At 36.7% G+C, this 17,701-nt stretch carries 17 protein-coding genes; 14 read left to right on the top strand and 3 right to left on the bottom strand.

What is annotated here, in order from left to right; genetic code table 11:
• The first annotated feature begins 200 nt into the window (after positions 1 to 200).
• The 13 genes from ACIQZG_RS07115 to ACIQZG_RS07055 all read left to right on the top strand — a co-directional run bounded on the left by ACIQZG_RS07115 (position 201) and on the right by ACIQZG_RS07055 (position 13,449).
• A complete protein-coding gene (locus ACIQZG_RS07115; protein WP_402754473.1) occupies positions 201 to 542 on the top strand; it encodes a hypothetical protein in 342 nt (113 codons plus the stop codon).
• A 25-nt stretch (positions 543 to 567) separates the two neighbouring features.
• Entirely contained in the window at positions 568 to 1,146 is a 579-nt protein-coding gene (locus tag ACIQZG_RS07110) for a major tail protein (protein WP_402754472.1), read from the top strand.
• A gap of 59 nt (positions 1,147 to 1,205) precedes the next feature.
• Positions 1,206 to 1,529 (top strand): phage tail assembly chaperone G, encoded by a 324-nt coding sequence (gene gpG, locus ACIQZG_RS07105; protein WP_402754471.1) that lies wholly within the window; start codon positions 1,206 to 1,208, stop codon positions 1,527 to 1,529.
• Positions 1,530 to 1,564: 35 nt separating this feature from the next.
• Entirely contained in the window at positions 1,565 to 1,687 is a 123-nt protein-coding gene (locus ACIQZG_RS07100; RefSeq protein WP_402754470.1) for a hypothetical protein, read from the top strand.
• Entirely contained in the window at positions 1,684 to 6,414 is a 4,731-nt protein-coding gene (locus tag ACIQZG_RS07095; RefSeq protein WP_402754469.1) for a phage tail tape measure protein, read from the top strand. Before ACIQZG_RS07100 ends, ACIQZG_RS07095 begins: the two co-directional genes overlap by 4 nt.
• Positions 6,411 to 7,223 (top strand): distal tail protein Dit, encoded by an 813-nt coding sequence (locus ACIQZG_RS07090; protein WP_402754468.1) that lies wholly within the window; start codon positions 6,411 to 6,413, stop codon positions 7,221 to 7,223. The genes ACIQZG_RS07095 and ACIQZG_RS07090 overlap by 4 nt, the downstream gene beginning before the upstream one ends.
• Positions 7,224 to 7,236: 13 nt before the next feature.
• On the top strand, positions 7,237 to 9,210 hold the full coding sequence (locus ACIQZG_RS07085; protein ID WP_402754467.1) for a collagen-like triple helix repeat-containing protein: 1,974 nt from the start codon (positions 7,237 to 7,239) through the stop codon (positions 9,208 to 9,210).
• Positions 9,211 to 9,231: 21 nt separating this feature from the next.
• Positions 9,232 to 9,486 (top strand): hypothetical protein, encoded by a 255-nt coding sequence (locus tag ACIQZG_RS07080; RefSeq protein WP_402754466.1) that lies wholly within the window; start codon positions 9,232 to 9,234, stop codon positions 9,484 to 9,486.
• A gap of 485 nt (positions 9,487 to 9,971) precedes the next feature.
• The gene (locus ACIQZG_RS07075; RefSeq protein ID WP_402754465.1) at positions 9,972 to 11,801 is read left to right on the top strand and encodes a phage tail protein; all 1,830 of its coding nucleotides are present in this window, start codon (positions 9,972 to 9,974) and stop codon (positions 11,799 to 11,801) included.
• A 19-nt stretch (positions 11,802 to 11,820) separates the two neighbouring features.
• Positions 11,821 to 12,021, top strand: a complete 201-nt coding sequence (locus tag ACIQZG_RS07070; RefSeq protein WP_402754464.1) for a hypothetical protein — start codon at positions 11,821 to 11,823, stop codon at positions 12,019 to 12,021.
• 106 nt (positions 12,022 to 12,127) lie between these two features.
• Complete coding sequence (locus tag ACIQZG_RS07065) at positions 12,128 to 12,556, top strand: phage holin family protein (protein ID WP_402754463.1); 429 nt, start codon at positions 12,128 to 12,130, stop codon at positions 12,554 to 12,556.
• Complete coding sequence (locus tag ACIQZG_RS07060) at positions 12,528 to 13,202, top strand: M15 family metallopeptidase (RefSeq protein ID WP_402754462.1); 675 nt, start codon at positions 12,528 to 12,530, stop codon at positions 13,200 to 13,202. The genes ACIQZG_RS07065 and ACIQZG_RS07060 overlap by 29 nt, the downstream gene beginning before the upstream one ends.
• A 52-nt stretch (positions 13,203 to 13,254) precedes the next feature.
• On the top strand, positions 13,255 to 13,449 hold the full coding sequence (locus tag ACIQZG_RS07055) for a hypothetical protein (protein WP_402754461.1): 195 nt from the start codon (positions 13,255 to 13,257) through the stop codon (positions 13,447 to 13,449).
• 144 nt (positions 13,450 to 13,593) lie between these two features.
• Here ACIQZG_RS07055 and ACIQZG_RS07050 read toward each other — a convergent pair whose 3' ends face one another.
• The 3 genes from ACIQZG_RS07050 to ACIQZG_RS07040 form a co-directional block, all read right to left on the bottom strand.
• On the bottom strand, positions 13,594 to 14,511 hold the full coding sequence (locus ACIQZG_RS07050; protein WP_402754460.1) for a DUF4003 family protein: 918 nt from the start codon (positions 14,509 to 14,511) through the stop codon (positions 13,594 to 13,596).
• A gap of 240 nt (positions 14,512 to 14,751) precedes the next feature.
• Positions 14,752 to 15,207: a GyrI-like domain-containing protein gene (locus ACIQZG_RS07045; protein ID WP_402754459.1), complete on the bottom strand. Its 456-nt coding sequence runs from the start codon at positions 15,205 to 15,207 to the stop codon at positions 14,752 to 14,754.
• A 61-nt stretch (positions 15,208 to 15,268) separates the two neighbouring features.
• Positions 15,269 to 16,180 (bottom strand): helix-turn-helix transcriptional regulator, encoded by a 912-nt coding sequence (locus tag ACIQZG_RS07040; RefSeq protein ID WP_402754458.1) that lies wholly within the window; start codon positions 16,178 to 16,180, stop codon positions 15,269 to 15,271.
• Positions 16,181 to 16,567: 387 nt separating this feature from the next.
• Here ACIQZG_RS07040 and ACIQZG_RS07035 point away from each other — a divergent pair, with 387 nt between their 5' ends.
• Complete coding sequence (locus tag ACIQZG_RS07035) at positions 16,568 to 17,434, top strand: pentapeptide repeat-containing protein (protein WP_402754457.1); 867 nt, start codon at positions 16,568 to 16,570, stop codon at positions 17,432 to 17,434.
• Positions 17,435 to 17,701: the final 267 nt, after the last annotated feature.

Genomic DNA, 17,701 nt, shown 5'->3' with positions numbered 1-17,701 from the left:
CGTTTTTTATTACGAGCAAAGTACCCAATTGCTACAGTGAAAAGAAAAAATATCGTTTAATAGCGATATTTAATTCATTGAAGGGAGGTGAATTAAATGAAAAAGTATAAGGCAATCAATCTGTTTTTCACCTGAATTTGTCAAGCGTAATAGAAGTGACCACCAATATAATGGCAGATGTAGATTGAGGAGATAATGTCATGAGAGATTTATTTAATTACATTCCTACTATATTAGAGCCATTAGGCTTACCAGTCATATTTAATGGAATCCCTTCTGGCTCTGAAAAACCAAATCAGTATATTACCTTTTTAGAGGTAAGTGCCAAGCCAATTTTCGAAGTAGGTGAAAACGAAATAGAAACGGAACGACTTATACAACTAAAAGTATGGTCTGACTCTAGTTACCATCAACTTGTAGAGCGTATCAAACAATTGATGGAGAAAGCTGGCTTTGAACGAGTTTTGGAATATGACGTACCGAATGAGGAAGGTGCATCACACTTTAACCGAGTGCTACAATTTATCTTTTTTGATGAGTAATTAAAAAAATTAGGAGGTCATGTAAATGACAACAATCGTAAATGAAAAACCGCAAAAAATTAGCTTAAAACGTATTCACTATGCACTAATGACAGATGCACAAACTGAAACATGGGGTGATGTTAAGACATTAACAATGCCTATTTCTCTTACACTTACACCTAACTTTTCAGAAGCACATCTAGATGCAGGAGATCGTGTCGTAGATCAAGAAGCGCAATTAGACTCTATCACGATTGCGGGTGAAACAGCAGATTTACCAACGGAAGTACTAGTTGACTGGTACGGGCATAAAAAATCTGCCGAGGGGGGTGTTATCACCAATGCAAATGATACACCAAACGCAATTGCAATTGGTTTTGAATCAGGATCTAAATTAGTATGGCTTTTAAAAGCAAAACTAAAACCGGGTGAAGAATCGAACGCTACACGTAAAAAAGGTGAAACAAGCTATAAAGTGTATCCATTTGGTGGTGAAGCATTACCATTAATCGATGGAATTATCAAACATACTGTGGATACACGTGATGCGGGAGTTACAGCGACAGCGGAAACGTTCTTTACCACAGTTACAAAACCAAGTGAAACAGTACCAACCCCTTAATAGTGAGAAGCCCTTTCGAGGGTTTCTTTTTTAATTATGATAAAAAGGATGGATGAATGATGCAGATTATATTGAAAATAGACGGTCAAGAAAGAATGTTTAACAATGACTTTGTAAAGGCTCGTGTATTCCGTAATGCCCTAAAGATGAATGAAAAAATGCGTAAAGAAGGCAATGAAATTTCCGTCGAAACTTTTGATGAAATGATTGGCTTTGTTGTTAATGTTTTTGATAGTCAATTTACAGTAGATGACGTATGGGATGGATTGGAAGCAGGAAAGCTGCAAGATGAAATTATGCGTGTATTTAATAGTGTGTTGAACATCGGAGGACTTGAAACGAAAACTGCTATTAGTGATGCGGAGGGAAAGTTAGCGGACTAACACCATATCAAAATATTAAAAAGTTTTATCGTGAATTGATAAAAGAGGGCTACAAATTACATGAAATTGACGAAATGGATATCCATTTTTGGTTTGAGCTTTCAGATGATTATGAAGATATGGAGGAGGTCACAGCCAACGAAATTTCTTGGTTGTGATTTTGATTTTTGCCAAAAAAGGCGGTGAAGAATATATGACGAATATTAGTGCTATTGAACTGAGTCTCAACGCAGATAATTTTAATGGTTCCATAGATCAATCCATCAGAAGATTGACTGCAATGGGAGCTGAGCTACAAGCTTTACAAGCACGGGGTAATGAATATGAAAACTCTATCGAGGGTTTATCACAAAAAAACAATATTCTATTCCGTTCTGTTGAAGCATCTAACATTAAGTTAAGAGAACAAAGCAATAGATATACTGAATTAGTAGCATCTGGAACAGCATCCGAAGAAGCAATTGAACAACAGGCAATTGCTGTAAATGAAGCACTCGCTGAATATAATCAATTAAATACGCAATTATCAGAAGTTAGTAATCAATTAGATATACAATCCTCTAAATGGAACCAGTTTCAAGAGGTTGGCGGAAAAATGAAATCTGTTGGTGAAAGCATATCTACGATTTCAACACCTATAAAAGCGATTGGCGTTTTAGCCTTTAATGCAGCAGTAGATTTTGAAAATGCATTTGCTGGTGTGCGGCAATCTGTCAACACGAGTGAAGAAAATTTTAAAAAGCTTGAAGACGGAATACGTAGTATGGCTAAAGAACTTCCAGTAAGTGCTACTGAAATAGCAGGGGTTGTTGAATCAGCTGGTCAGTTGGGGATAGCTGAAGATCATTTACTATCTTTCTCTCGTACAGTTATTGACTTAGGAGCATCAACAAGCATGACGCGAGAGGAGGCAGCAACTGAATTTGCTCGTTTTGCTGGTATCGTCGGGATGAGCCAGGGAGATTTTGACCGATTAGGCTCATCTGTTGTCGAGCTTAGTAACAAGATGGGTGTAACTGAATCTGACATTATCGCAATGGGAATGGGGTTTGCCAAGCAAGGTGCGCAATTAGGCATGACTGAGGCGCAAATAATGGGTCTTGCTGGGACAATGTCTAGTTTAGGTATCGAGGCTGATACTGGTGGAGCTGCCATGACAACAGTTCTGCAAAAGATTCAAAAAGCTGTTGGTGATGGAGGCGAGAGCTTATCTGGCTTTGCAAAAGCAGCAAATATGTCTAGTGCTGATTTTAAAAAGGCATTTGAGACGGACGCTGTTTCAGCATTAGATGCATTGGTGAAAGGGTTAGCTGAAACCTCAGAAGGCGGTGCTAATTTAAAAAGTATTTTAACAGATTTAGGGGTTAACGGTGATGAAACCGATGTGTTAATGAGTATGGCAAATGCATCAGATCTGTTATCGTCAGCAGTCGATAGCTCTTCGCAAGCATGGAAAGATAATACGGCATTATCCAACGAAGCTGCTCAAAATTACAAATCAACAGAATCTCAAATGACCATGATGAAAAATCAGCTAGTGGATATTGGTATTAGTATTGGCCAGATTTTAATTCCAATGGTTCTGGAAGTAATGGATGTCATTGCACCATGGATAGAGAAGTTCAGTAATTTATCATCTGAAACCCAAAAAACAATCGCTATTATTGGTGGCTTAGCGGCAGCGATTGGTCCTTTACTTGTGGTTGGAGGAACGTTAATAACCAGCGTTGGTTCAATTATTAGTGCTGTTGGTGGATTTTCTACGGCAATTGGTGCAGCAGGAGGCGCGACAACATCATTTGGCGCGGCATGGGCATTAATAACAGGGCCTATCGGAGCAACGGTTGGCATAATTGCAGGAATCGGATTAGCAGCCTATGCAGTTGGTCGTGAACTAAATGAATCATCCATTCAAGTTGCTGATTGGAAAGATAAAGTATCAGAATCAACCGCAGAATCAGTTGGGAGTTTCTTGGAATTATCTGATCAGGCGACAGTCGCACTTAACCAAATGGCTTGGTCCGGCGTAGCAGTAACAGAAGAAATGGCAGCCAACATGGTAGGTATTTATAATGAGATGGGCGATCAAGTGTTGACCGAAATGCAATCTGATCATGCGCAAGAATTAGAGACTATGCAAAATCATTTTGCTCAAAGTGATGCCTTAACTGAAGAACAGGAAGCAAAAATTTTAGAACGGGTTGCACAAAGTCAAGCTGAGCAACAACAGGTTATCGCAGATGGTAAGGCGAGAATTGAAGAAATTTATCAAAATGCCTCCGAAAACAATAGAGGAATTACTGAGGCTGAGCAACAAGAAATCAATCTTATTCAACAAACGATGACTGAGAACGCAATCAAGCATCTTTCCGACAGTGAAGTAGAGCAAAAGATTATTCTAGAAAATCTAAAAAATGAGGCTTCAAATATTACAGCAGAACAAGCAGCTGAAGTTGTGAGAAACTCGCTTAAACAAAAAGAAGATGTTCTAAAGGAAGCAGAAGAACAATATAACGAAACACATAAATGGGCAGTTCGACAACGAGATGAAACGGGTACAATGTCTGCAGAAGAAGCACAAGCAGTTATTGATGAGGCAGCGAGAAAAAGAGATGAAACGGTTGCTAACGCAGAAGACATGCACCAAAAGGTTGTAAGTGAGGCACAACTGCAAGCAGAAGAACATGTCAATAAGGTGGACTGGGAAACTGGTGAGATTAAGTCAAGGTGGAAAGTATACACAGAAAATGTTGCAAGTGATGCCAAAGCACTTGGTAAAGCAATTAGCGATGGCTGGAATAACGCTTGGACTGCTACTAAAAATAGAGTGAATGAGATTAAGCAAACAGCAGAAAAAAAAATTACGGATATGAAAACCGCTGTAGAAACGAAAATGGGCGAAGTTAAAACTAAAATCGAGACAAAGTGGAATGAAGCACAAGTTTTTTTATCTGGCATCAGTTTGGGGAAAATAGGTAAAGATATTATATCAGGTTTAATTGGTGGTATTGGAGATATGTTCGATAGTGTTAAAAAGAAGGTTGGAGAATTAGCGGGCCTTATTCCAGAATGGGTAAGGGAAAAATTGAAAATCAATTCTCCATCACGTGTCATGATACCAATTGGTAAAGGTGTGGGTGAAGGTTTAGCAATCGGGATCGAGCAAGGAAATGAAGGAGTTAGAAAAGCGGCTGAGGAATTAGCGGAGGCTGCAATACCAAATGTGACGCAGCATTTATCAATTACTAAAGAGGCAATGCAAAAAGTCCAAGAAATTGTAAGTAGTGCTACAAAAGCCAATTCAGCCGAAATTGAAGTATTACAAAAAGAGGCTGAGAATAAACGAATTGAGATTTCCCAAAAAGCTTCGGAAAAAATTGCTACGATTAAAAACAATGCAACGAAACAACAAATTGCCCTTACTGTGGATCAGATAGCTCAAATTAAGCAGATTGAAGAACAATCCTTAAAGGATAGTGAAACCATTACTAAACAATACGCTGACAAAATTGCAAAAATAGAATCTAACTCAGCAGATGCAAAATTCATAGCTTTAAAGGAATATGTAGAAGCTCAAAAGGCTGCTGGCGAAATGACAGCAAAGCAAGAGGCAGAGTTTTGGCGTTATAGTGCAACGACATTTAAAGAAGGTACTAAAGAAAAGTCCAATGCTTTAAAAGCGTATAACAAGGCATATTCTGAAATGGTTAAAGATCAATTCGATAATGAAAAGGAATATGTTGATAAACGTAAGAAATATAACACACTATCGCTCGCAGAGGAATTGAAAATTTACGAAAATTTTCTTGCACAATATGAAGCGGGTACAGAGGAACGTACTTATTATGAAGAGAAATTCTATGATACTAAAAAAGCAATTAGTGAAAAAATCAAGACAATCAATAATGATTATTTAAAGCAAACACAGGATATTAATAAAAAGTTATTGGATGAGGAGCAGAAGCTTAACGACGCCTATACCAATGCTTTGGAGAGCCGTGCGAAAAGCATTAAAGGATACTTTGGACTATTCGATGAAGTGAAGATAGCCGATTCAGTAGAATCATCAAGTCTAACCCAAAATTTAAGTGAGCAAGTAAATGCTCTTTCTCAATGGCGAATTGAGCTATCACAACTTGAAATGCGGGGATTATCAAGTACTATTATCGATGAATTAGAAGCAATGGGCCCAAATGTTCTCGCGCAATTACAAGCACTGAACCGTATGACAGATGGGGAACTATTGCAATATGAGGAGCTGTATGAAGAGAAACTTTATATAGCTCGTGAAGCAGCGATTAAGGAGTTAGAGCCATTACAAGCTGAAACAAAAGCAAAAATTGAGGCTTTACGAAATACGGCAAAAACTGAATTGACAACTTTAAATACAGAATGGCAGGGGAAAATTAATGAAGTCGTTTTTGGTACAAGCGAAATATTAGGGTCTATGAATGATATTGGAAAAAATGCTATTCAAGGATTAATTGATGGCATGAAAGGAATGCAACCAACATTACAACAAACAGCAAATAGTCTTGCGAAAAATGCCGCAGAGACAATTAAAAAAGCACTTAATATCAATCCAACCTCTTCTGTCATACAGAATGTAAGCGAGGGGTTAGTAAATGGGCTTAATTCGATTATGAATAAGGCTACAAATGTAAGCGAACGATTGGCGAATAGTGCCGTACTAGATTCACCTTCATCGCCGGCACAAAAATCTAAGAATAACATTGTAGCACAAAACTCTAGTCCCTCTACGATTATTGTACAATCCGTTTTAGATGGACAGATTCTGGGTGAATCTGTTGTGGATGTAGTCAGTGGTAGACAATATAACAATGCAAGTATCAATGCATTAACAAGGGGGTTAAGTGGTATATGAAAATGATTTTAAAGGATGGCCGCGAACTTATGATGAGCGACTACAGTTTAAAATTATTAAAATATTACATTCCTTCTGTGTCTATAGAGCATCAGTCATCCGAGATGGATGGTGGTGACGGTGCAATCTTTACTAATACACGCTTTAGTGGACGAACGATTACAGCGAAATTTATGTATAAAGCATTTGATTATCATGATTTTAAATTGTTTGTTGCAGATATTAACGCATTATTTGCTCGTAAAGAATTTTTTTATATTATTTTTGAAGCAGAGCCAGGTAAAAGATGGAAGGTACGTTTGGCGAATAGTTATCAACCAAATGAGCTGCTTCGAAAAGTAGGAGAGCTAGATATTCAATTTATTTGTGAAAATATTTATGCTGAGTCTGTACCCACAACTTTAGATTTAAAGGAATGGGATATTGATAAATGGGCTTGGGGTATGGGATTTGATTGGGATGAAGATTTAGCTTACTCATATAGTAGTAATAGCTTTACTGTAAAAAATTATGGCAATGTCGCAATCGATCCACGTAGACATGAGTTAGAAATTGTGCTCAAAGGGATTTTTGACAATAGCATTACGATCACAAATGGAACAACTGGGGAATCTTATACTTTTAGCGGATCATTATATTCTACAGACACACTTGTACTAAAGGATGTTCAATCATTTAAAAATGGTACATCTGTTTTTAAACAAACAAATAAAAAGCTAATCACTTTATCTGTTGGTGATAATAACTTTTGGATTTCAGGCGGTACTGTTCACAGTATCGTTTTTAATTTTAGGTTTTTATATTTGTAAGGAAGGTGAAAAAATGACGATTAGTTTACACACGACACAATCACCAATTAGTCGTTCAGAACGAAGTAAAATAAATGAAAACTGGAATCGTATCATTGCAGGATTAACGAATTTACAAACACAAATCAATATTCTTGCGGATGGGGAAGTCGATGAGCTTTTAAATCAACTCAACCAAGCTGTAGTTGATGCTAACATTGCTGTACAGCAAGCTATTGAATTAAATAACACGGCAACACAAGAAGCAATAGACACTAACAATGCGGCGTTACAAGCAGCACTTCAAACGATATCTATTTCATTAGTAGATTTAAATAATGCTATAACAAATGCAAATGTTGCAACTGAAAGTGCGAATGAAGCAACCAGTAATACCTATCTAGCTGTACAAGATGCTATAAATGCTACACAAGACGCCTTGACTTCAATTACTGACATGCAAAATTTTGTGAATCAATTAAGTGGGAAATTAGAGTACAACAATGATACTCAGTATTTGAAAAATAATATCGTTACGCTGAATGGTAGTGGATATATTGCGTTGCAAAATACTAAAGGAAATGTTCCCCCAGATCTACCGACGATCTCTAATGCACATTGGCAGCTACTAGCTGAGAAGGGTGAAAAAGGTGACAAGGGTGAACAAGGGGAAACAGGTACTGGTATTAATGTACGTGGGAGTCTTAAAAGCGTAGACGACCTACCAGCTACTGGCGATGTTGGAGATGCATATTTAATTGATGGAAATCTCTATGTGTGGAGTGGAGTTGTATGGGAGGATGCAGGAAACATCAAGGGGCCAAAAGGTGACAAGGGTGATAAAGGCGACGCGGGGGCAACTGGCCCACAAGGTCCGGCAGGTGCTGATGCAGACATCTCGGAAATAACACAAGTCGTAACAGAGTTAAAGCAAACAGCTACTAATCACTTCACTAACGAGGATGACCATCTACAAGAAGGGGAGCGTGATAAGTGGAATAAAACAAAAATAGATTTAGGCAACCATGCAAATAATTCAGAATTACATGTCGATGCAGCAAAACAGCAGTTAATCTATGATTCATTGCAGGCTAATAGATATAATAACAACAGTCTTATAAACTTTGATAAAAATTATATTAAAAAGGCGTTTTATACGTCATGGAAAACAACGGTCAATTCAGAAGATTTTAACTTCATAATTCCTCATGGATTTGGTTTAGCGGGATCTATAACTCTGAAGGTCGCGTCATCATATAGTGTGGGTAATGCTGGTGGGGAAGCAATTATAAAATACGATATCGTTGCTGGGTTTGATGGTAGAATACATTGGCAAAGAAAAACAATTATTGACTTACCGAAAGACACTATGGGTCAAAGGTTTACGTTCTCCGATATTTGGGACGGCGGTGGTGGGGCGTTTGTTATTACCATAACTAAAAGAGCCGCGACCAATAATCCTATTAACGTAGTGTTCGAATATAACAGCGTAAATAATAACGCATACGAAACAATTGATGCTATGACAACGACGGTATACGATCATGGTGTGGCAAATTCTTTCACGCCTCAACAATCAATAATAGACCAACTTTTTACATCTGTAGAAGCTTTAAAGTCCTCGTCCGTTGATAAAAACACTAAAGTAGCTCAGGCTATCACGGACAAGGGAATCACAACTAGTCCTGATGCTACAGGTGACCAAATGGCAGCTAACATTAGAGCTATTCAAACAGGTAAGAAATCATTAGAATATTTTGTTCCTATTAATTTAAACCCAGGTCAACAACAAGAATATGTTACTCCCCTAGGTTTTACTGCAAGAAATTCTGGACATCAGCTTGGTGGACAATATCTATTGTTAGGGTCTGCTTTTGGTGTTATGAATCCTCAAGTAGTAAGTGTTCTTAGCGTCAAAGCTCAAGGCAATAATATAGTAATGACTGTTAAAAATAATGGCCAATCAGTGTACAATCATCCCGGAACATTTCATTTTGCCTCAGAATAAAAAAGAATTGGAGTGAATTATATGGCAGTAGGAGCAAGAGTTTTCTGTGACCAAGACGGAGAATTAATCCTTATGCTTGGTGAATCTTCTTATCTATCATCAAGGAAGGAAATCACCTCATTGCATTGTATTGATATGGAATATGGCGCTTTAAATACCGTCACGCATTATGTATCAGGTGTAGATATGGGAACAATGGAGCCTATAGTAGTTCCTTATCTGACAGAAGAAACCGAAGACCAAAAAACAATCAAACAATTACAAGATGATGTTTGACTATTGCAGGCGGATGCTAAAAACGGTGGAGGAATATTATTGCAAAAAAAGGAATAGTAAATCAGGTAGTAGTATGTATCGCCGAGGAAAGAATTATGAACAAAGGACTTAACCCAAAAACTAATGAAGTATATGTCATTGATGACATTACTAACACTGAATACAGACAAGCCGTGCAGGATTTTATCTTAGTCCATACAGAGGGTGTATAATCGTTCCATATTGTTAAGTAATTTAAAGGGATTTCAAATAGTGTAACTCCCATAGGGTGAGTAAAATTAAATACAATTATTTTTATATTTAAATATATTAGCGTAATGTTTAGTCATTAACCTTTTTTCTTAAACCACTTCTATTAACAAAATCAAGGTAGAAGTCAGAATTATGCTAATAGCCCTTCATCTTCGTTGAAAATTCATTATTACTAGTGCTATTTTGAAGCGAATATTCCCAAAATAACTTTTTATATAAGAAGGTGATATTACTTGCTCATTGTCACAAATGACTCATTAACAGAGCCGTTACTAGAAACTAATTACGAAAAATTTGAGGAGTTGAACAGTGCATTACGCATATCATTTAGCTCTTTTTTGTATGACAAAAATCCAGGGCATTCACTTTTAGATTTCGAAGCAATTATTGAAGATGAAGATGGTCATGAATATATAGTGAAGCAGCTTGAGGGTGATAGGCTATCCAAAAAAATTACGGCTGTTCATCGTTACTTTTCATTAGCAGATGATTTTAAATATGATATTCATGGTGGGGCAAGGACTTTCGATGATTTTATGTCATTTGTTCTTGCTGGGACAGGATGGACATTCATTAATGTTGATGTAGCCGGTCATCAATTAATTCCGAATTTTGGGGAAGCAAATACAATTGTATTAATTGAACAATTATGTAAGACGTTTAATTGTGATCGGCAAATACTCCCGGGTAAAGTTGTACGTTTTGCTAAGCAAATAGGAAAAGACGATGATGTACAATTCCGTTATCGTCATAACATCGAAACTTTATCTTACAGCGTTAATACTACAGGATTAAAAACCCAAATCCGTGGCTATGGTGCTAATGATATTGATATCACGTACACATCTCCATTAGCAAGTTCTCCAAGAATAGGCATACGTATTGCTGAACCAATTCATGATGATAAAATTGAATCAATGGAAGAGATGACAGCGAGGCTAGCTAGTGAACTACCGGCAGCACCTGAGACAGAAATAAAAATAAAGGTCACAACAGTAGATGGTGAAGTCGGTGATTGTGTTTGGCTCATCCATGAGGATTTGCAATTAGAATACCAGACGCGAATTTTAAGCAAAAAGACAAAGCGTAATTACAGCGATTCGGAAGTGGAAGTTGGGAATATACAAGCCAAGTCTATAGTAGATGCACTGCTCAATCAACAAGCTACTATTAATGCGAATGACAAACGTTATCGTTCAAAGTTCGAACAGACAAATGACCGTATTGATTTAGAAGTTGAAGAAATTGGTTCATCGCTAGCAGCTATCAATATTCGGGCTGATAGTATTACACAAAGCGTAACAGACTTAAATAACAATTTAAGTAGCCGTATTACTCAAACGGCTGCTGAAATACGTGGTGAAATATCCTCACAGGTTACAACAATCAATAACAATATCCAGACAGTACGTAATGATGTATCAGTAGTATCTCAAACAGCCTCACAAATACAATCAATTGTAACTAGCCAACAAACGCAAATTGGTGGATTAGGTACTCGGGTAAGCAGTGCAGAAAGTAACATTACACAAAATGCTTATCAAATACAGTCAAAGGTTAGTGTCACAGATTTTACAGGAAACACTGTGGTGTCGATGATTAATCAAAATGCTACAACAATTGATATACAGGCATCTAAGATAAACCTGATAGGGGCTGTGCGTGTGCTATCTGATTTAACTGGAGAATTAGGTACCATTTATACCGGTACCCTAAACAGTGTGAATATTAATAGTGCTAACATTAGAATCACAGAGGATATATTCATCGGCAGCGAGATCAACCTAGGTACACATTACGGTAACAGTCAACCTAAACGAATCAATTTTGGAGGATCCACTGGTGGTATAATATCACACCATAATGATACGATTAATTTGAGTTCGTTAGAAGGTGTAAGGGTGATGGGGGATTTACGAGTTGATGGAGACATTTCATTTGGCAATGGTCAAGGTTATGCTATTGGGCATACGTCAGGAATTGGTATTGCTTATAGCCCTGCTTCTAATTTTTTATATGTGCGTATCAATGGTTCTAATGTAGGGTACGTGAAATTAACATAACAAAAGGAGAATGATAAATATGGATTATCAAGTACAACTAAACAATGGACAGGCAATTAACTTAAAGAAAGCGGAGTTTGACGCAACAGCATTTACAGAAACATTAAATGATCAAAAAATTAATTTTGTAAACATAGGTGGTGCCATTATTAATAAACATATTATTGTAAGTGTATTACCTACTACAGCAATAGCAGAACAATCAGAAACGCAGTCATAAGACGAGCGTTATTTTTTTTGTTAAAAACATTAGAGTTTGTACAAATGCTCACCACATCTTCATCCGTGGTGAGCATTTGTTAAATGCAATAAAAGGAAGTGTTGTAATGGAGAAATGGATTGCAACAGTTAGTGGGATTATCGGTACAATCATATCCTATTCTGTGGATGGGCTTGGCATGGCGGTAACGGTTTTAATTGGCTTTATGGCAATTGATTATGTAACAGGCCTTTTGGCTGGTATTGTAAATCATAAATTAAACAGTCGAGTTGGTTTTAACGGTATCATTCGTAAAATTTATTATCTAATGCTAGTTGGTTCTGTTTATTTACTATCTTTAGTCGTACCTGGTATTGAGTATGCGGGTGATGGGGCAGCTATAGCATTTTGTATGCTTGAATTTATCTCAATTACTGAAAACGGTACAAAAATGGGCTTATGGATGCCAAACTTTATCAAGAATTTACTTGCAATCGTAAAAGAAACTACTGGGGAGGGTGTTGATAATGACAAGCGTAACAACGACATGTCGTGATTTAGCAGAGTTATTACCAGTTGCACAACAAGCATGCCGACTGTTATTTCAGGAATGTTATAAAGCAGGTATACGCAATATCTTTATTACAGAAACGTATCGCAGTCAGGAACGTCAAAATTATCTATATGCACAAGGGCGTACTAGGCCTGGGCGGATTGTTACGTGGACTTTAAATAGTAACCACAAGTCTCGATTAGCATGGGATATAGCAGTTGGCCCCCCACAGTCATTGTATGAAGTGGCCACATTAAATAGAGTGGGGGCCATTGCAAAAAAGCTAGGTATCGAATGGGGCGGTAATTGGTCTAATAATATCGATCGACCACATTTTGAGGTCAAAAGAGATTGGAAAATGCCAAAGGGTTATATGTTAGGTAAAGTAGTCGTACCAAGTAATAGTAAGTTGCAAATACAGTTAATTGTGGAAGATGAAGAGGAGAATGTGGTAATGACTCAAATTAAAAACTGGAATCCAAGTTCGCCAGCAATGCATACAGCAACAGAAAATATTATTAAATGGGGCGTAGAAAAAAAGCATATTCAAGCACAGCACCTTACCAATTTACAAAACAAAGAGCTAACAACAGATAGAGTATTGGGATTAATAGCAACTGTAATTGACCGAAGCGGCATTCTAAAATAAACAAAAAATTCAGTGTCTCAAAAGGGTATGAGATTCCTCTTTTTGTATAGAAATGGGAAGCAAAGTTTTTGTCATTAGGGCCAAAAATTCAGAGATAATACTACTTTCTACTGAATATCATGGATTCTCACAAAAACTATTGTTTAAATGTTCATGTGGGCAAAATTTCGAAAAAACGTTTACGAAATTTAAAAAGAACAATCAGAGAAATTGTTCTGATTGTGTGGCACCTAGAGCGTCACGATAAATAGTATCAATTGTTCTTACTCTTTAAGGAAGCTGTCGAAGATTCATTTCGGCAGCTTCTTTGTTTTGAAGGGAATAATCGATGGGTGATCAAAGGAAAAGTTGCCATCTAGATTAAAGAATATCTTTGTGCATCGTCTAATGATTACTCGCCACCGCCATCTCCACTAGTGCTATCTGCAATTCCGTCAATACTTTGCATGACAATGTCTGAGAACTCTGTAGAGTATTTGGGGAGTTCTCCGATTGCTTCAGTACATGTGTAAATTTGTGTAGCAATGAGCAATGTATTGTAGTATTTAGGGTTTAGTTTAAGCGTTTGAGAGATTGCATCATACACTTCTGTTAGTGCTGGGAATTCCTCTGGCTCAAAAGTTGCCAATGCTAACAGGCACACGACATTATAATAGCGAGGGTCAATCTTAGTATTAGTAGACATAAAAGTTGCTGTGAATGCCTGAACCCTTTGCCATGTTTTTTCATCGAATGTCCCAGTGCCCATTGTTAATAGTAAGGCAGCATTTTTACTTTCATCGCCACGTTTAAAGTTTAAATTTATTAGTAGTTTGTAATAACGCTCATATGTGTTGGCTAACACCTCTGCTGATTCGGGGCGAGTTGCTAGCATCGCTCGTAATGTGAGTGATAAAGTGGTAAATCTTAAGCTTGGCTGTTTCATAAGTGCCTTGGAAAGCTCATTCATTTTTACAGCATGTACTTTATTTTTAATGTACATAGCAGCTAAATAGGAGTTTTCAATGTTTGACAAACCTGAAGCTGTAATAAGTTTTTGCATTTCAAGTGTGTGTGCTACTTTTTCAGGTTCCTTTGCAAATTGTATGTAATAAGCATTCGCTATATTTCTATTTGCGCGCACTGTACTATACCATTTTGAATTTGCTTTAATGGCCTTTTTTATTTCTTCGTAATCACCTACATAGAAACGTATGCCCCTAACTGTTAATTGTGTCGCCATTTTCAATGTGAAATTTTCTATCCCAGTGCCAAAATAAAGACGGATTTTTTCCATATTATCTAAAAATAATTGTATCCGTTCTTTCATGTAAATCACCTCTTACATGAATATACGTAAAAGTATTTTAGAAGTTTCAATGTAATAGAGAACTACTAATATTCTTATCTAGTATCACGGATGAAAATGGTTAATTTCCGCTACAGGCTACTTGCTTTCTCACAGCAGGGTATCGATTGTCTCAGCGGAAAGCTCTTATACTTTAATAGAATGGTAATAACTGTTTTGAAATTTGCTCATTGTTAGATCATTCAATAATTCCCTAATCAATCATTTAATAGACAGAAAGATTTTTATACTACCGTCTTTCCCATAAAACTCAAAATCAGTTGTGTATGCTCTGTTTAAGTCGCTATTCCATATTTCCACCCATGCACTGTAAACTGCATTAGGAACAGTTGGATCTACCTCTATGACATGGTAATCTCCCACTGGAATTGTAACATTACTTTCATTCGTAAAGTTTTCTTCAGTCCCAATATGTAAATCATAATCTCCCGCTGGAATTGTAACATTACTTTCATTCGTAAAGTTTTCTTCAGTCCCAATATGTAAATCATAATCCTCTGTGAAATCACTTGTGTAATTACTATAAACCGCGTATACGTCACCTTTTAAATTTAAGCGAAGAAACTCTTCCCATAGGTTAAGAATGACGTCTGTATTTTGATTATTCGTTCGTACCTTTTTTCCGTAAATGTGTTTTTCAGTAACTGTTGTATGCATAAAATATTCCTCCTACTCATTGATGGTAAAAGTATAGCATTCATAATATGACAACAGTCTGTCAGCTTTCATAGATAAATTTTATTTCATCTAGGTATTTATTTTTCAGCCATTGCGGAGATAGTATTTTTACATGCCTTCCAAACATCAATAAAAAAGGTAGTAGATTTTTATTGGTGTCATAGGTGAAGGTTACGTTTATCCACCCATCGTTAAGTACTGAAATCTCATCTTCCGTGAAGAAATCGTATAATTTGCCGAGTTCACTTTTGGAGAATAGTAGTGTAATCGTCTCCAATTCAGTAGTTTTATTTGGAGGGACATCCGTTTTTTCAACAATTACAGATCTAGACTTATCATGTATGACTTCCATACTTCGAATCCGCGTCAACTTGAATAGTCTAAGGGCTTCCCTCGATTCGCAAAAGGCTTCTACATACCAACTGCCATTCATGAAATTTAATTTTATAGGTTGAATAGTTCTACTAGAGATGTTAGCTGTTTGTGACACATATGAAATTGAAATTTTATGTCCTTGTTCAATAGTAGATAGCACCTTTTTAATCTTTATTTTTGTTTCTTCCTCAATAGATTCTCGGTGCAATGTAGAGGATGAAATCGTGATGTTAGCATGCTCTACTTCATGGTTTTCTTTTAAGAGCTCTAACTTACTTTGTAAAGTGGATAATTGTTGAGAATCAAATAATTCATTTTTTAAGGATAGCCCTTCTAATAAAAACTTCTTTTCTTCCTCATTAAAAGTAAATTTATCGAGTTGGTAGTTATCGATTAACGTAAAGCCGCCGTTTTTACCGAGATAAGAAATAATCGGAATGCCAATTGCAGATAAAGAATCGATATCTCGGTAGATTGTTCGCTTACTAACTTCAAATTTATTGGCTAATTCTTCAGCAGAGACTTTCTTTCTCTGCAATAAATAGATCAATATCGAAAACATTCTTTCTGTTTTCATGCTTGGAATGACCTCCTGTAGCGTAGTTTAAACATTTTAGCATGAAAATAATCGATTACCTATTCTCTCTGTAAATCTATACTTACTCATTACGGTGTTTCCTCTAAATGAACTATATAATTAGAGATTAACGTCATTATAGATTCAGTATGAAAAGCCGGGATGACTTTTGGTTAAAGTACTAATATACGATTTGCCCCGAAGCTGCACATTTGACGCCCCCCTGAAAGCGCCCAGTCAGAACGGAAATTAACCCCAATTTATAGTGATGGACCTCTTTGTGGGAAAAGTATTTTTTTGTAATAATGGCAATGATATACTTAATTTTGTAAGAGTTGTTACAAGTGTCGTGTAAAGAATTTAGGTATTTGAATATAAAAGGAATGAATGAGTGTGGATAATTACCTTAACCAAATATCAGCAAAAAAGTTTCGAGAAAGCCTCCATTCGGATTGTTCGCAATGCTTTGGGCTATGTTGTGTTGCTCTCAATATTACAGCTTCTAGTGATTTTGCTAATCATAAACCGGCTGGGGAACCATGTTCAAACTTGCAGTCCTGTTTTCAATGCAAAATTCATGAAGAGCTTAGAGAAAAGGGATTTAGAGGTTGTACCGTATTTGATTGTTTAGGTGCAGGTCAAATGGTCTCGCAGCATACGTTCAAGGGGCAAGGCTGGCGTGAGAATCCAGCGATGGCAGAAAAAATGTTTCGAGTTTTCCCCATCATGGAGCAATTAGTTGAAATGATGGCATATATATCAGAAGCGTTAACCTATCCCTTACAACTTGAACTTCAGAAAAATTTAAGTAAACAACTAAGACAGTTAGAAAAGTTAACAAAATTAGATGGCGATGCGTTAGTAACGCTAGATATTATTAAATACCGTATGCCTGTTAATGAACTATTGTTGAAAACGAGTGTGCATATTCGTCATGCGTTAATCGAGACCATTTCTTCAAAGAACAAGAGGAAACTTGATTATAGAGGCGTTGATTGGCTGGGGAAAAACTTAAGAGGAAAAGATTTAAGAGCAATTGATTTAAGGGGGGCTTACTTGATTGCTGCTGATTTACAAGATGCAGACTTACGTGGTGCCGATTTTATCGGAGCTGATTTACGTGATGCGAATGTAAGCGGCGCGAATCTTTCAACAAGTTTGTTCTTAACGCAGATGCAAATCAATTCAACAAATGGCAATATCAAAACAAAATTGCCTACACATATCCAAAGACCTTCGCATTGGTCAAATTAGCAGAAATTCACCCACTTTTTTTAATTTAGAAGGTTTAATAATGGCAAGGTCACTGAAAAAATTTTAAATGAGGATTTTATTTATAGCAACTTGTCGCATCGTATTATACTATGCAAGGATTTAGTTCTGTGGCGAATGTTTTCCGCGCGAGCGCTTAAATCCTCAAGATTATATTTTTATTAGTGAATATATTAAAAAATACTTTTTCAGTGGCTTTACTAACGGTCGTAATGCATTTTATTCATATTGTTGTGCGTTCTAGGCTAT

It is taken from the genome of Lysinibacillus sp. NPDC096418 (genome assembly GCF_044762775.1).
In the GTDB taxonomy this organism is placed as follows: Bacteria; Bacillota; Bacilli; order Bacillales_A; family Planococcaceae; genus Lysinibacillus.
Note: the sequence above shows the minus strand (reverse complement) of the source record. Positions and strands in the feature narration are given on the sequence as shown.

Bases quoted from the DNA above. Each gene is read 5' to 3' on its own strand.
- ACIQZG_RS07115 (WP_402754473.1), top strand. From the start codon at position 201: ATGAGAGATTTATTTAATTACATTCCTACTATATTAGAGCCATTAGGC.
- ACIQZG_RS07110 (WP_402754472.1), top strand. From the start codon at position 568: ATGACAACAATCGTAAATGAAAAACCGCAAAAAATTAGCTTAAAACGT.
- gpG (WP_402754471.1), top strand. From the start codon at position 1,206: ATGCAGATTATATTGAAAATAGACGGTCAAGAAAGAATGTTTAACAAT.
- ACIQZG_RS07090 (WP_402754468.1), top strand. From the start codon at position 6,411: ATGAAAATGATTTTAAAGGATGGCCGCGAACTTATGATGAGCGACTAC.
- ACIQZG_RS07085 (WP_402754467.1), top strand. From the start codon at position 7,237: ATGACGATTAGTTTACACACGACACAATCACCAATTAGTCGTTCAGAA.
- ACIQZG_RS07080 (WP_402754466.1), top strand. From the start codon at position 9,232: ATGGCAGTAGGAGCAAGAGTTTTCTGTGACCAAGACGGAGAATTAATC.
- ACIQZG_RS07070 (WP_402754464.1), top strand. From the start codon at position 11,821: ATGGATTATCAAGTACAACTAAACAATGGACAGGCAATTAACTTAAAG.
- ACIQZG_RS07065 (WP_402754463.1), top strand. From the start codon at position 12,128: ATGGAGAAATGGATTGCAACAGTTAGTGGGATTATCGGTACAATCATA.
- ACIQZG_RS07060 (WP_402754462.1), top strand. From the start codon at position 12,528: ATGACAAGCGTAACAACGACATGTCGTGATTTAGCAGAGTTATTACCA.
- ACIQZG_RS07055 (WP_402754461.1), top strand. From the start codon at position 13,255: ATGGGAAGCAAAGTTTTTGTCATTAGGGCCAAAAATTCAGAGATAATA.
- ACIQZG_RS07050 (WP_402754460.1), bottom strand. From the start codon at position 14,511: ATGAAAGAACGGATACAATTATTTTTAGATAATATGGAAAAAATCCGT.
- ACIQZG_RS07045 (WP_402754459.1), bottom strand. From the start codon at position 15,207: ATGCATACAACAGTTACTGAAAAACACATTTACGGAAAAAAGGTACGA.
- ACIQZG_RS07040 (WP_402754458.1), bottom strand. From the start codon at position 16,180: ATGAAAACAGAAAGAATGTTTTCGATATTGATCTATTTATTGCAGAGA.
- ACIQZG_RS07035 (WP_402754457.1), top strand. From the start codon at position 16,568: ATGAGTGTGGATAATTACCTTAACCAAATATCAGCAAAAAAGTTTCGA.